This is a genomic window from Pseudonocardia wallangbongensis (assembly GCF_054486945.1).
Window position 1 is genome coordinate 644,108 of the sequence record NZ_JBRERS010000001.1, and the last position, 13,496, is coordinate 657,603.

11 protein-coding genes are annotated in these 13,496 nt (G+C 72.5%); 8 read left to right on the forward strand and 3 right to left on the reverse strand.

Annotated elements, in window-relative coordinates:
* Positions 1 to 63 precede the first annotated feature (63 nt).
* A complete protein-coding gene (locus ACU436_RS03135; RefSeq protein ID WP_459021383.1) occupies positions 64 to 963 on the forward strand; it encodes a LysR family transcriptional regulator in 900 nt (299 codons plus the stop codon).
* A gap of 110 nt (positions 964 to 1,073) precedes the next feature.
* On the opposite strand, the gene ACU436_RS03140 is transcribed toward ACU436_RS03135, so the two are convergent.
* Genes ACU436_RS03140 through ACU436_RS03150 form a run of 3 tightly spaced genes read right to left on the reverse strand, consistent with a single transcriptional unit; the run spans position 1,074 to position 4,241 of the window.
* Complete coding sequence (locus ACU436_RS03140) at positions 1,074 to 2,396, reverse strand: ABC transporter substrate-binding protein (RefSeq protein WP_459021385.1); 1,323 nt, start codon at positions 2,394 to 2,396, stop codon at positions 1,074 to 1,076.
* A 12-nt stretch (positions 2,397 to 2,408) separates the two neighbouring features.
* Positions 2,409 to 3,269 (reverse strand): carbohydrate ABC transporter permease, encoded by an 861-nt coding sequence (locus tag ACU436_RS03145; RefSeq protein ID WP_459021387.1) that lies wholly within the window; start codon positions 3,267 to 3,269, stop codon positions 2,409 to 2,411.
* A 3-nt stretch (positions 3,270 to 3,272) separates the two neighbouring features.
* Complete coding sequence (locus ACU436_RS03150; RefSeq protein WP_459021389.1) at positions 3,273 to 4,241, reverse strand: carbohydrate ABC transporter permease; 969 nt, start codon at positions 4,239 to 4,241, stop codon at positions 3,273 to 3,275.
* Between the two features lie 309 nt (positions 4,242 to 4,550).
* Between ACU436_RS03150 and ACU436_RS03155 the strand changes: the two genes are divergently transcribed.
* Genes ACU436_RS03155 through ACU436_RS03185 form a run of 7 tightly spaced genes read left to right on the forward strand, consistent with a single transcriptional unit; the run spans position 4,551 to position 13,437 of the window.
* Positions 4,551 to 5,318, forward strand: coding sequence for an SDR family NAD(P)-dependent oxidoreductase (locus tag ACU436_RS03155; protein ID WP_459021391.1), 768 nt, complete (start codon positions 4,551 to 4,553; stop codon positions 5,316 to 5,318).
* The gene (locus tag ACU436_RS03160) at positions 5,315 to 6,361 is read left to right on the forward strand and encodes a LacI family DNA-binding transcriptional regulator (protein ID WP_459021393.1); all 1,047 of its coding nucleotides are present in this window, start codon (positions 5,315 to 5,317) and stop codon (positions 6,359 to 6,361) included. Before ACU436_RS03155 ends, ACU436_RS03160 begins: the two co-directional genes overlap by 4 nt.
* A gap of 14 nt (positions 6,362 to 6,375) precedes the next feature.
* Positions 6,376 to 7,986: an FAD-dependent oxidoreductase gene (locus tag ACU436_RS03165; RefSeq protein ID WP_459021395.1), complete on the forward strand. Its 1,611-nt coding sequence runs from the start codon at positions 6,376 to 6,378 to the stop codon at positions 7,984 to 7,986.
* Positions 7,986 to 9,368 (forward strand): FAD-dependent oxidoreductase, encoded by a 1,383-nt coding sequence (locus tag ACU436_RS03170; RefSeq protein WP_459021397.1) that lies wholly within the window; start codon positions 7,986 to 7,988, stop codon positions 9,366 to 9,368. Before ACU436_RS03165 ends, ACU436_RS03170 begins: the two co-directional genes overlap by 1 nt.
* 37 nt (positions 9,369 to 9,405) lie before the next feature.
* Positions 9,406 to 11,538: a hydantoinase/oxoprolinase family protein gene (locus tag ACU436_RS03175; RefSeq protein ID WP_459021399.1), complete on the forward strand. Its 2,133-nt coding sequence runs from the start codon at positions 9,406 to 9,408 to the stop codon at positions 11,536 to 11,538.
* Entirely contained in the window at positions 11,535 to 12,152 is a 618-nt protein-coding gene (locus tag ACU436_RS03180; RefSeq protein WP_459021401.1) for a hypothetical protein, read from the forward strand. The genes ACU436_RS03175 and ACU436_RS03180 overlap by 4 nt, the downstream gene beginning before the upstream one ends.
* A 1-nt stretch (position 12,153) precedes the next feature.
* Positions 12,154 to 13,437: a transporter gene (locus ACU436_RS03185; protein WP_459021403.1), complete on the forward strand. Its 1,284-nt coding sequence runs from the start codon at positions 12,154 to 12,156 to the stop codon at positions 13,435 to 13,437.
* The last annotated feature ends 59 nt before the right edge of the window (positions 13,438 to 13,496 follow it).

Here is a 13,496-nt window from a genome sequence, read left to right on the forward strand (position 1 = left end):
GCCTGCCCCGCCGACCCGGCCCGCGGTAGCCGTCATCGCGTCATGTGCTCATATCCTGCGGTTATGGCCGACCCGGACATCGACGGACTGCGACTGCTGGTGCTCATCGGGGAGGTCGGCAGCCTGGGCCGCGCCGCCGAACGCCTCCGGATCAGCCAGCCGGCGGCGAGCAAGCGGCTCGGCGCGCTCGAACGGCGGCTGCGCCTCGTCCTCGTCGACCGCGGCCCGCGGGGGTCGGAGCTGACGCCCACCGGGCACGCCGTCGTGGCGTGGGCCGAACGCGTGCTGGCCGAGCTCGACGCGTTGGTCGTCGGCGCCGCCGCCCTGCGGGGTGAGCAGGACAACGACCTGGACGTCGCCGCGAGCATGACGATCGCCGAGTACCTCGCGCCGGCGTGGATCGGCGCGCTGCGGCAGCGCGCGCCCGCGCTGTACGTGCGCCTGCAGGTGACGAACTCCGAACACGTGGCGGCACTCGCCGCCCGCGAGGAGATCGGCATCGGGTTCCTCGAGTCCCCGACGGTGCCGACGGGGCTCACGTCGCGCCGCGTGGCCGCCGACCGCCTGTCCGTCGTGGTCGCCGCGGGCCACCCGTGGGCCAGACGACGGACCCCGGTCCGTCCGGACGAGCTCGCCCGGACACCGCTCATCGTGCGGGAACGGGGCTCCGGCACCCGCGACACGCTGGACCGGGCACTGCGCCGAGCCCGGACCGACCCGGTCCGGCCCCTGCTGGAGCTCGGTTCGAGCACCGCGGTCCGCAGCGCGGTCGTGCAGGGCGCCGGGCCCGCCGTGCTGAGCGCGCTCGCCGTCGCCGCCGACGTCGCGGACGGGCGGCTCGTCGAGGTCACGGTGGAGGGCATCGACCTGCGCCGGGCCCTGCGCGCGGTCTGGCCGGCCCGGCGCCGCCTCGGGGGCGCCGCGGCCGCACTGCTGCGTGTGGCCTCCGCGGGGCGGACCTAGAAGAGGGACACGTGGCCAGCCGACTTCGCACACCCAGCACCGACTTCGCACAAGCCGGGCCTTATGCGAAGTCCATGCTGGATGCGCGAAGTGTCTGAGGAGGGGCCCCGTTACGCGAACAGCTGCTCCATCTGCTCCTGACCGCGCTTCGCGGCCTGCTCGGGGCTCATCCCCTGCACCGTGACGTCCACCGCCATCTGCAGCGGGACGAAGGAGTCGGTGACCGAGGTGAGCCGGGTGAGCAGCTCGGCGGAGGCCGTGGCCGGGTACCAGTTGGTGCGGGCGTTGTCGATGATCTGCGGGAACGTGCTGAACGCCTCCCGCTCCTGCCAGTAGGGGCTGGTCGTGAGGTCCCGGTAGACCGGGTACCAGCGCCCGGCGACCTTCTCGTACACCTGCTCGACCCGCTCGGGGGCCATGACGTAGCGGATCAGGTCCTTCGCCCGGTCGAGGTTCGGGCTCTTCGCCGACACGCCCCAGGACCAGCAGTTCGCGGACTGCACCGAGCCGGCCTTCCCCGCGGGCAGCGGCGCCTGCGCGGTGTTCGCCATCAGGTCCGGGTCGTTCTCCTGCAGCCAGCCGTAGATCGACGGCGCGTTGAACACGAACACCGCCCGCTTGGACTGGAACACCTGGTTGTTCCACGCGTCGTCGGACGAGGGGGCGTCGGGCGGGATCAGCTGATCCTTCCACCACCGCTGGATCCGCGTGAGCGCCGACACCGTGCCGTCGTTGTCGACGGCGGGGTTGCCCTGCTCGTCGACCAGGGTGCCCCCGTCGGCGTAGATGATGCTGAGGACGGTGTTGCCGTCGACGCTCTTGCCCAGCGGCAGCCCGATGCCGTAGGTGTCCGGTGGGGTCTGGGCGGCCCGGGCGATCGCCTCGAGGTCGTCGAGCGTGGCCGGCGGGGTCCGCTGGCCGGTCACCTTCTCGACGAGGTCCATGCGGGCGTACATCACGGTGAGGTTCGACTCCATCGGGACGGCGTACGTGCCCGCGGGGACCGCGACGTACGGGCTCAGGGTGTCGAACATGCCGCCGCCCTGGCCCTTCAGCTCGGTGAAGAGGTCGGTGATGTCCGCCAGGTGCCCCTGACCGCCGTAGTAGATCGGCTGCGTGTCCTCCAGCATCACGACGTCCGGCAGCGAACCGGCCTCCACGGCGGTGGCGAGCTTCGCCGGGTAGTTCGAGCCCGGAACCGCCGAGTACTCGACGGTGAAGCCGTTGGCGTCGCCCCACTCCTGCATCTGGTCGGCCACCATGCGGTCGCCCTCCTTGGTGAAGGACACCACGCCCCAGGCCGTCAGCTGGCCGCCCGACCCGGAGTCACCGCAGGCGGCGAGCGACGGAGCGGCGAGCGCGGCGAGCGGGAGCAGCCCGGACGCCTTGAGCAGCCGCCGGCGATCGAACGCGATCTTGTTGTCTGCACGCACGGAAGACACCTTTCATCCCTTGGTCGCGCCGGCGGTGAGGCCGGAGACGACCCACCGCTGCGCCGCGATGTAGATGAGGACGGGAACGAGCGAGGCGATGGCCGAGCCCGCCATCAGGGGGCCCCAGTTGTAGACGTCCCCGACCACGAAGTCCGCGAGACCGACGGGGAGGGTCTTGCGCGAGTCGGTGCTGATCAGGATCAGGGCGTAGAGGAACTCGTTCCAGGCCTGCGTGAACGCGTACAGGGCGATGACGGCCAACGCCGGCAGCAGGAGCGGGACCACGATCCGCACCAGCGACTGGAGGCGCGTGCACCCGTCGACGAGCGACGCCTCCTCCAGCTCGATCGGGATGGCCTGCAGGTGCGCGATGGACAGCCAGGTGCAGAAGGGCACGGAGAAGATGAGGTAGATCGGTATCAACCCGAGGGTGCTGTTCGTCAGCCGGAACTGCGCGGCCACCTGGAACAGCGGGATGAACAGCAGGGCAGGCGGGATGAGGTAGGTGACGATCGTGACGTTGCCCATCAGCCGCCGCCCGCGGAAACGCAGCCGGGTGACGGCGTAGGCGGCGAGTACGCCGATCACCATGGACAGGACGGTGGTCCCGATCGACACCAGCAGGCTGTTCGTGAAGTAGGTGACGAAGTCGGTGTCGGTGAACAGCTCGACGTAGTGCTCGAACGTGACGGTCTTCGGCACGACGCTGGGCTCGCCGTACAGATCCTTGTTGGGCTTCAACGAGGTCTCGAGGATCCACGCGATGGGGACGACGGTCCAGATCGCGAACACCGCGAGCCCGCCCACCAGGACGATGCGGCGGCCCACTCCGGTCCTGCGCACCGGACGGTTCCGGCGGGTCGGGGCCGTCATCGGCTACACCCCCGCCTTGGGTTCGGCGGGCAGCATGCGTTTCGTCAGCACGTAGATGATGACGATGAACAGCGGGAAGAAGATGACGCTGACGGCCGACGACGCGCCGAGCTCCCTGCTCTGGATGCCGACCTGGTAGGCGAGCATCGGGAACGTCAGCGTCGTGTTGACCGGGCCGCCGTTGGTCAGGATGAAGATGAAGTTGATGCTGTTCGCCGTCCAGATCGTCGAGAGCAGGGTCGTGATGACGATCGCCGGGCGCAGCCAGGGCAGCGTGACGTGGAAGAAGCGCTGGAAGACGTTCGCGCCGTCGATCGAGGCGGCCTCGTACTGGTCTGCCGGGATGGCCTGCATGGCCGCGAGGAACATCATCGTGTAGAACGGCGTGCCCTGCCAGACCACCACGACGAGGACCGACCAGAGGGCCCACCGGGGGTCGGCGAGGAACTGGACGGGGCCGAGCCCGAACACGTCGCCCAGGACCAGGTTGAACAGCCCGTGGTCACTTCCCTCGTACATCCATCGCCAGGTCAGCGCGACGATCACGGTGGGCAGCGCCCACGGGACGAACAGCAGCCCCCGCATCACGGTCCGGCCGCGGAAACGTTCGTTGAGCAGGAGCGCCATGCACATTCCGAGAACCAGCTTCGCGCACACGGCGACGCCGGTGTAGAGAACCGAGGCGACGACGGATGCCCGGAAGACGCCGCCGTACTGTTCCCCGAACAGGAGTTCCGTGTAGTTCGAGAACCCGGCCCAGGTGGCCGGGGCGCCGATGAGCTTGTGCTGGAAACTGAGCACGATCCCGTACGCGAACGGGTAGGCGATCAGCGCCACGATGATGAGCACGAGCGGGGCGAGGAACATCCACGCGAGCCGCCAGTCCCGCCCCAGCAGCGAGTTCGTTCGCGGGGGCGCCTGAATCGGGGCCTCGGCAGCCTCGAGCGCCGACGGGGCGAACGAATTCGACATCGACAGTCCTCTTCGGCCTTCCTCGCCCGCGAGCCCCGCTGATTCCGCGTAGTGGAATGCAGTTTCGATTTCGGTCGCGGCAACATTAGAAGTCGGCTTCCACGGTGTCAACCGGTTCGATCATCGGGGCCACTCGTCGAACGCGGAGCGGAATTCGGACTCCCGGCGCGTTCCGGGCGGGGTCGGGGAACCTCGATGACGACCTCGCCTCCCGCCGGCGCCCGGCCCGGGGTTGACACCGTCCCGCCGGAGACATCACAGTGGGCCCCGGCCGATCTAAAGCGTATTAGATTCGTATTAGGTGTTGCGATGAAGCCATGGCAGTCCTTCCGCGCCGACGAGTTCGCCGGCCGGGTCGCGCTGGTCACCGGCGCGGCGAGCGGGATGGGTCGCGAGACCGCCCGCGCCTTCGCCGAGCACGGCGCCGACGTCGTGCTCGCCGACATCGACGCCGCCGCCCTCGACCGGGCGGCGGCCGAGATCCCCAAGGCGCTCCCCGTGGTGCTCGACGTGTCCGATCCGGACTCCGTCGCCGCGGCCTTCGAGCGCGTCGACGCCGCCTACGGGCGGCTCGACCACGTCGCCCACTGCGCCGCCGTGATCGCGGCGACCCGCTTCCTCGACGCCGACGCGGCGCACTGGCGGCGGCTGCTCGACATCAACCTGGTCGGGTCCGCGCTGGTCACCCAGCAGACGATGCGGCGGATGCTCGATGCAGGGACCGGCACCGTCGTGCTGGTCGCCTCCGACGCCGGTTTCCGCGGTGGTGGCGGGCTGATCGCCGACGCCCCGTACGCGGCCAGCAAGGCGGGCGTGCTGTCGATCGTGAAGTCGGTGGCGCGCGAGTTCGCGGGCCGCGGCGTCCGGATCAACGGGCTCGCCCCCGGCCCGTCGGACACCCCGCTGCACACCGGCATCTCCGCGGAGCTGAAGGAGCGGATCGCGGCCGGCCTCCCGATGCGGCGGATGGGCGACCCCGGCGACATGGCCGGCGCGATCCTGTTCCTCAGCTCGGCCGCCTCGTCCTTCGTCCACGGCGCCACGCTCGACGTCGACGGCGGGGCGATGCTGCGATGAGAAGCACCCGCCGGCCACGCCCCCGGCAGGCCGACATCGCGAAGCTGGCCGGGGTCTCGCAGGCCACGGTGTCGCTCGTGCTGGGCGGGAAGCCCGACGTGGTCGGCCTCGCCGCCGACACGGTGCGCCGCGTGCACGAGGCCGCCGACGAGCTGGGGTACGTCGCCGACCCGGCCGCGCTGCGGCTCGCCCGCAAGCAGAACTACCTCCTCGGGGTGCACACCTTCAGCGCCGCGTTCCCGGTGGACATCGAGAACTCCTACTACCCCTTCCTCGCCGGCATCGAGGAGCAGGCCGGGGCGCGCGGCTACGACATCGTGCTGTTCACCGGCGCCGCGCCGGGGCGGGCCGATGCGGTCCACCGCTTGCGGCTGGCCGACGGCTGCATCCTGTTCGGCCGCAAGGTGCCGCGCGACGAGATCGCCCGGCTGCTCGACGACGACTACCCGGTCGTCTACGTCGGGCGCCGCAACGAGCTCGGCGACCGGCTGCCCTACGTCGGCGCCGACTACGTCACCGCGAGCCGCGACGTCGTGCTCCACCTCGCCGGGCTCGGGCACGAGAAGATCCGCTACATCCGGGAGGAGGACGTCGCGCTGGCGTCCGAGGACCGGCAGGCGGGTGTGCTGCAGGGGCTCTCCGCGGCCGGGCTCACCGGCGCCGCGCCGCCGGTGCTGGCCTGCGCCCCCGAGGAGGTCACCGCCGACTGGGTGCGGGCCGAGGTCGACAGCGGGGTCACGGCCTTCGTCACCGAGGCCACCGACACCAGCGTGGTGGCCCGCGCCGTCACCCGGGCGATCGCCGCGGCCGGCCTGCGGTGCCCGCGGGACGTGTCGCTGGCGATGCTCGGCGAGTACGTGGTGCAGCCCGCGGGCGAGCCGATCCCGACCGGGTTCGCCGTGCCGCGCCGGGAGATGGGCCGCGCCGCGGTCGACCTGATGATCGACCTGCTCGCCGGTACCCCCGTGCCCGCGGGGCGCAGGCAGTCCCTGATGGCGTGCGCGTTCGTCCCGGGCGAGACCACCGGTCCCCGAAGCCTTTGAGGAACAGGAGAGAAGTGCTCGAACTGCGTGCTGACGTGCTCGTCGTCGGGGGTGGCCTCGGCGGGGTCGCCGCGGCCCTCGCCGCCTGCCGGGCGGGTCGCGACGTCGTGCTGACCGAGGAGACCGACTGGCTCGGCGGCCAGCTGACCAGCCAGGCCGTGCCGCCGGACGAGCACCCGTGGATCGAGCAGTTCGGCGCGACGGCGGCCTACCGCGAGGTGCGCGACGGGATCCGCGAGCACTACCGGCGCTGGTACCCGCTGCGTGCGGAGGCCGCCCGGACGCACCTCAACCCGGGCGCCGGTCGCGTCAGCAAGCTGTGTCACGAGCCGCGGGTCTCCCTCGCGGTGCTCGAGGCGATGCTCGCGCCGCACCGCGCGGCGGGCCGGCTCACGGTGCTGCCGGAGACGGTGCCGGTCGGCGCCGAGTGCGACGGCGACCGCATCGGCCCGGTCGAGCTGCTCGACCGCCGCGACGGCCGTCGGGTCGTGGTGTCGGCGCCGTACGTCGTCGATGCGACGGAGGCCGGCGACCTGCTGGCCATGACGAAGACCGAGTACGTCACCGGGGCCGAGGCGCAGTCCGACCACGACGAGCCGCACGCACCGGCCACGGCCGACCCGCAGAACATGCAGGGGTTCACGTTCTGCTTCGCGCTCGACCACCGGCCCGGCGAGGACCACACGATCGACCGCCCGGAGCGCTACGACTTCTGGCGCTCCTACCGCCCGGAGTTCTGGCCGGGGCCGCTGATCGGGCTGCTCGCGCCGCACCCGCGGACCCTGGAACCGGTCCCCCGCACCTTCGCGCCGAACCCGGGCGACGACCCGATCCGCGTCGTCGCCGACCAGAGCAAGGCACCGGGTGACCTCGACCTGTGGCTCTTCCGCCGCATCCTGGCCCGCGACCTGCACGTGCCCGGCGCGTTCGGCTCGGACATCACGCTGGTCAACTGGCCGCTGAACGACTACTGGCTGGGCAGCGTGATCGACGTCGAGCCGGACGTCGCGGCCCGCCACCTCGCCGACGCCAAGCAGCTCAGCCTCTCGGTGCTGCACTGGCTGCAGACCGAGGCGCCCCGGCCCGACGGCGGCACCGGGTGGCCGGGGCTGCGCCTGCGCGCCGACGTCACCGGCACCGCCGACGGCCTGGCGAAGGCGCCCTACCTGCGGGAGTCCCGCCGGATCCGCGCGCTGACGACGGTCACCGAGAACGACGTGTCGCTGGCCGTACGGGGAGCCCACGGCGTGCTCGTGCGCGAGGACTCGGTCGGCGTCGGGAGCTACCACCTCGACCTGCACCCCTCGACCGGCGGCGACTCCTACATCGACCTGGAGAGCGTGCCGTTCGAGATCCCGCTCGGTTCGCTCGTGCCACAGCGGGTGCGCAACCTGCTCCCCGCCGCCAAGAACATCGGGACGACCCACATCAGCAACGGCTGCTTCCGGCTGCACCCCGTCGAGTGGAACATCGGCGAGGTCGCGGGGCTGCTGGCGGCGCACTGCGTCGAGACCGGCAGCGAGCCGCACCAGGTGCACGCCGACCACGACCGCCGGGACGAGTTCACCCGGCTCCTCGAACGCAGCGGCGTCGAGCGGCACTGGCCGGAGATCAGGGGGTACTGATGACGATCACGTACGCACGCGAGCTCGACGTCGCCGCCGACGTGGACGTGCTGGTCGCGGGCGGCGGTCCCGCCGGCCTCGCGGCCGCGGTCGCGGCGGCCCGGGCGGGCGCCCGCACCCTGCTGGTCGAGCAGTACGGCTACCTCGGCGGGAACCTCACCGCCGCGCTCGTCGGCCCCTGCATGACGTCGTTCTCCCTCGACGGCGGGCAGCAGCTGATCCAGGGCGTGTTCGACGAGTTCGTGCGGCGGATGGCCGAGAGCGGCGATGCGCTGCACCCGTCGCAGACCCGGGCGGGCGACGAGTACTCCGGCTTCATCGTCTACGGCCACGACAAGGTCACGCCGTTCGAGCCGGAGGCCGCGAAGACGGTGGCGCTGCAGATGTGCCGGGAGTCCGGCGTGGAGCTGCTGCTGCACTCGTTCGTCGCCGACAGCATCGTTGACGCCGGGCACGTCCGCGGGATCGTCGTGGCGAACAAGAACGGGCTGCAGGCCCTGACCGCCCGCGTCACCGTCGACGCCACCGGCGACGGCGACGTGGCCGCGCGGGCCGGCGCCGAGGTGCGCATCGGCCGTGAGTCCGACGGCCTGACCCAGCCGATGACGCTGTTCCTGCGGGTGCAGGGCGTCGACGACGACCGGGTCGTCGAGTACATCCGGTCGCACCCAGGAGACCGGCGGCCGTACGCGGGGATCGTCGCGGCGGCCCGCGAGGCCGGCCGGTTCCCCTCGCCTCGGATGGGCGTCGGGATGTACAAGACCATGCGGCCCGGCGTGTGGCGGATCAACACCACCCGGGTGCTGGGCCGCGACGCCACGCAGGTGCGCGACCTCACCGCCGCCGAGATCGAGGGCCGCGACCAGGCCATGGCGCTCGTCGACTTCTTCCGCACGGAGCTGCCCGGGTTCGAGAACGCCTCGCTGCTCGACACCGCGAACACGGTCGGGGTGCGGGAGAGCCGGCGGATCATGGGTGACTACGAGCTGTCCATCGAGGACCTGCAGACCGGCCGGCACTTCGACGACGTGATCGGCCTGTGCGCCTACCCCGTCGACATCCACGACCCGAGCGGCGCCGGCGGCGGGATCGCGCCGTCGTACGCCACCGCCAACGCCTACGAGATGCCCTACCGCAGCCTGCTCCCGCGAGGGCTGGAGGACGTCCTCGTCGCCGGACGGTGCGTGTCGGCAAGCCACGAGGCGCTCGGCGCGATCCGCGTGATGCCACCCGCGTTCGCGATGGGCGAGGCCGCGGGCACGGCGGCGGCGCTCGCGGTCGCGGGGGGCACGTCCCCGCGGCTCGTCCCGGTGCCCGAGCTGCAGCGGCGGCTGCGCGAGCAGGGCGCCTACCTGGGCGAGGAATCCCTCGCCCGGGCCTGACCTCCCCCCCACCTCAGCGAAGAGGAGTGGTGCCCGGATGACGACGACACCCGTCAGGGTCGGAATCGACGTCGGCGGAACGTTCACCGATGCCGTGGCGATCGACGCCGCGAGCCTCGAGCTGATCGGGACCGCGAAGGTGCTGACCACGCACCGGCACCCCGACGGGGTGGCGCGGGGCATCATCAACGCGCTCAAGGAGTTGCTGGAGAACTGTGGGCGCAGCGCCGACGACGTGGTCTTCCTCGCCCACGGCACGACCCAGGCCACCAACGCCCTGCTGGAGGGCGACGTCGCCACCGTCGGCGTGGTCGGCCTCGGCCGCGGGCTCGACGGCTGGCGCACGAAGGCCGTGCGCCACCTGTCCAGGCTGGAGCTGGCGCCGGGCAAGCACCTCCCGCTGACCTACGCGCACGCCAAGGCGTCCTCCGAGGTGCCGGACGCCGTGGCCGCGGTGCACCGGGCCGGCGCCGAGGTGGTCGTCGGCGTGGAGGCCTTCAGCGTCGACGACCCCGACGGGGAGCTGGCGGTCGTGCGCGCCGCCGAGTCCGAGAACCTCCCTGCCACCGCAACCCACGACATCAGCAAGCTCTACGGGTTGAAGAAGCGGGCCCGCACCGCCGCCCTGAACGCCAGCATCCTGCCGCGGATGCTCAGCACCGCGGAGCTGGTCCGCAGCAGCATCGACCACGCCGGCATCCACGCGCCGCTCATGGTGATGCGCTGCGACGGCGGTGTGATGTCCCTGGACGAGATGCGCCGCCGCCCGCTGCTCACGATCCTCTCCGGACCGGCCGCGGGCGCCGCGGGCGCCCTGCTCGCCGAGCGGGTCAGCGAGGGCGTCTTCCTGGAGACCGGCGGGACGTCCACCGACATCTCCGTCATCCGCGACGGCCGCGTCGCCGTCGCCTACGCGAAGGTCGGCGGGTACACGACCTACCTGAAGTCCCTGGACGTGCGCACGGTCGGCGTCGGCGGCGGCTCGCTGGTCCGCGTCTCGGGCGGGAAGGTCACCGGGGTCGGGCCGCGCAGCGCGCACATCGCGGGCCTGGGCTACAGCTGCTTCGCCGATCCCGACCTGGTGCGCGGCGGGCGGCTGGAACTGGAGCGGCCGATGGAGGGCGACCCGGCCGACCACGCCGTCGTCGTCACCGACCACGACCGGTACGCGATCACCGTCACCTGCGCCGCGAACGCGCTCGGCGTCGTGCCCCGCGACGACTACGCCTTCGCCGAGCCCGCGGCGGCGCGGCTGGCGATCGAGCCGCTCGCCGCGCGCCTGGGCTGCTCGGTCGACGACGCGGCGCGGCAGATCCTCGACCGCGCCGCCGGCCGGGTCCGCGAGGTCGTCGACGAGCTCGTGACGGACTACCGCCTCGACCGCGACGGTCTCGAGCTGGTCGGCGGCGGTGGCGGCGCGGCGACCGTCACCCCGCACCTGGGGTCGACGATGGGCCTCCCGGCCCGGATCGCCGCCCACAGCGAGGTGATCAGCCCGATCGGCGTCGCGCTCGCGCTGGTGCGCGACACGGTCGAACGGGTCATTCCCGAACCGACGCAGCAGGACATCCTCTCGGTGCGGGCGGAGGCGGAGCGGGCGGTCCTCGCCCAGGGCGCCTCCCCGGCGACGATCGAGGTCGACGTGTCGATCGACCCGCAACGCAACGTCGTCGCGGCCGTCGCGACCGGGGCGACGGACATGCGCACGCGGGCGCAGGCCGACGCCGGCGACGACGCGGCCGTCCGGGCCGCGGCCCGGAGCATGCACGTCGACGCGGCCGCGGTGCGGACCGCCGCGACCACCCCGCAGTTCCGCGTCCACACCGCGGTCCGGGCGCGCGGCGGCCTGATCGGCAAGGTGACCAGACCGCGGAACCCCGTGCGGGTCGTCGACGTCGACGGCGTCGTCCGCTTCGGCGCCCCGGACGCCCACGTGCGGGCCTCGACCGTCGGCGCGGCCCGGGCAGCGCTGGCGAAGGCCCTCGACGAGTTCACCTCCTACGGCGACAGCGGGGCCCGGGTGCCGGCGATCCACCTGCTGGTCGGCGCCCGGTTGGTCAACCTCGCCGGGATGACCCACCCCGACCAGGTGCTCACGCTGGCCGACACCGAGCTCTCCGGGCGGGCCGACGAGGAGGACGTCGTGCTGGTCGTCGAGGAGGTCTCGTGAGTCCCCGTGCGCCGGTGCGCCGGTGCGCGGAGCTCGCCGGCCGCTCCGACGCGGAGATCGGTGGTGAGCTGCTCGGGCAGCTCGCCGTGCACTCCGCGGTGGACCGGGACACGCTCAGCCGCTGGGCCGCATCCGCGCTCGCGTTCGGCCGCGAGCTCGCGGCCACGGCGGACCCGGGCCCGGACCTGCCCGTCACCGAGCGGACCGGCGGCGTCGAGCCCGGGCGGCGCATCCTCATCGCCGAGTACCGCAGCCGGCCCGCGAGCGTGGTCATCTACACCGACGCGGTCGAGCGGGCCGAGTCGCTGATCGACGAGCTCGGCTGGCGCGACTGGTATCCGGCCGGCTCCGTGCGGGCCGCCGCCGTCGCGCACGAGATCGCCCACCAGCTGCTGCACGGCCCGGCCGCCACGCAGCTGCGCCGGCGCGTCGGCAAGATCGCCCTGCGCCTCGGGCGCTGGACGGTCCCCGCGCACGTCGTGGGCGCGCCCGAGCTGGCCGCCCACGGGTTCGCCGCCGCCTCCGTCGGCCTGGCCCGCAACCCGGTCCTGCTCACCGCGGCGCTCGGCGAGCTCGTCGCCGCGCTCCGACAGCCTGCCGAGAGGGACGTCTGAGATGGGTATCGCGATACTCCTGGTCATGGCCGTCGGCGTCGGCGTGATGCTGACCCGCAAGGTGCCGACGGCGTTCGTGCTCGTGCTGCTCAGCGTGGTCATCGGCCTCATGGCCGGCGCACCGCTGATGGGCGACGAGGACAGCATCACCACCACCGTGCTGCAGGAGGGCGCGGTGGCGCTCGCCGCCACGATGGCCGCCATCGTGATCGGCTCCTGGCTCGGCTCGATCATGGGCGAGACCGGCATCGCCTCGACGCTGATCCGCAAGACCGTCGAGCTCGGCGGCGACCGCCCCTACGTCGTCGCGCTCGGCGTGTTCGTCGTCGGCATCCTGGTCGGGACCGTCACCGGCTCCGCCCCCGCCGCGATGCTGGTCGGCATCATCGGCATCCCCACCATGATCGCCATGGGCGTGCCCCCGATCACCGCCGCCGGCACTGTCGTCTTCGGCATGTGCGCCGGCATCCCGTTCGAGCTGATCTCCTGGCAGTACCTGTCGCAGACGCTGGAGATCCCCGTCGAGACCGTGCGCGACTTCCAGCTCACGCTCTTCCCGATCGTGCTGGTGATCGGCATCGCCTACGTCGTGATCGAGTCGCGGCGCCGCGGCGTGCAGCACTCCTGGGCCGCGATCGCACCGGAGCGCACCGGCCGCACGCCGAGGCGCCGCGCGGGCGAGGCACCGTGGTACTCCCTGGTCACACCGCTGGTGCCGATCGTGCTGGCGCTGCTGCTCGACGTCCCGATCATCCCCGCGCTGCTCGTCGGCGTCTGCTACGCGCTGGTCACCACCACCCGCCCGAGCCGGCTCGCGGTCGTCGGGCTGAAGACGCTGCACCGCAGCTTCGACACCGCCGTCCCGCCGCTGCTCCTCTTCGCCGCGATCGGCATCCTGCTCGCCGCGGTGAAGCTGCCCGGCTCCGTCGAGGCGCTGGAGCCCATCGTCACGGCCGTGATCCCCACCCACCCGGTGCTGTTCGTGGTGATCCTCGGCGTCCTCACCCCGCTCTGCCTCTACCGCGGCCCGTTCAACGTCTACGGCATGGGCGCGGGCCTGGCCGGCGTCCTCATCGCCAGCGGGGCCTACGCGCCGCAGGTGGTGCTCGGCGTGATGGCGTCGTACAACCAGACGCTCGGCGTGTCCGACCCGACCAGCACGCAGACGGTGTGGAGCGCGGGCTACGCCGGGGTGCGGGTGGAGCGGGTGATGCTGCAGACCCTCCCCTACACGTGGGTGATGGCGGTGGCCGGGCTGGTGCTCACGGCAGTGCGGTTCCTCTAGCCGGTTGATTCCTGTTGGATCCGGCCCCGGGACAGGGATGATCAAGGGCAGACGGTCGC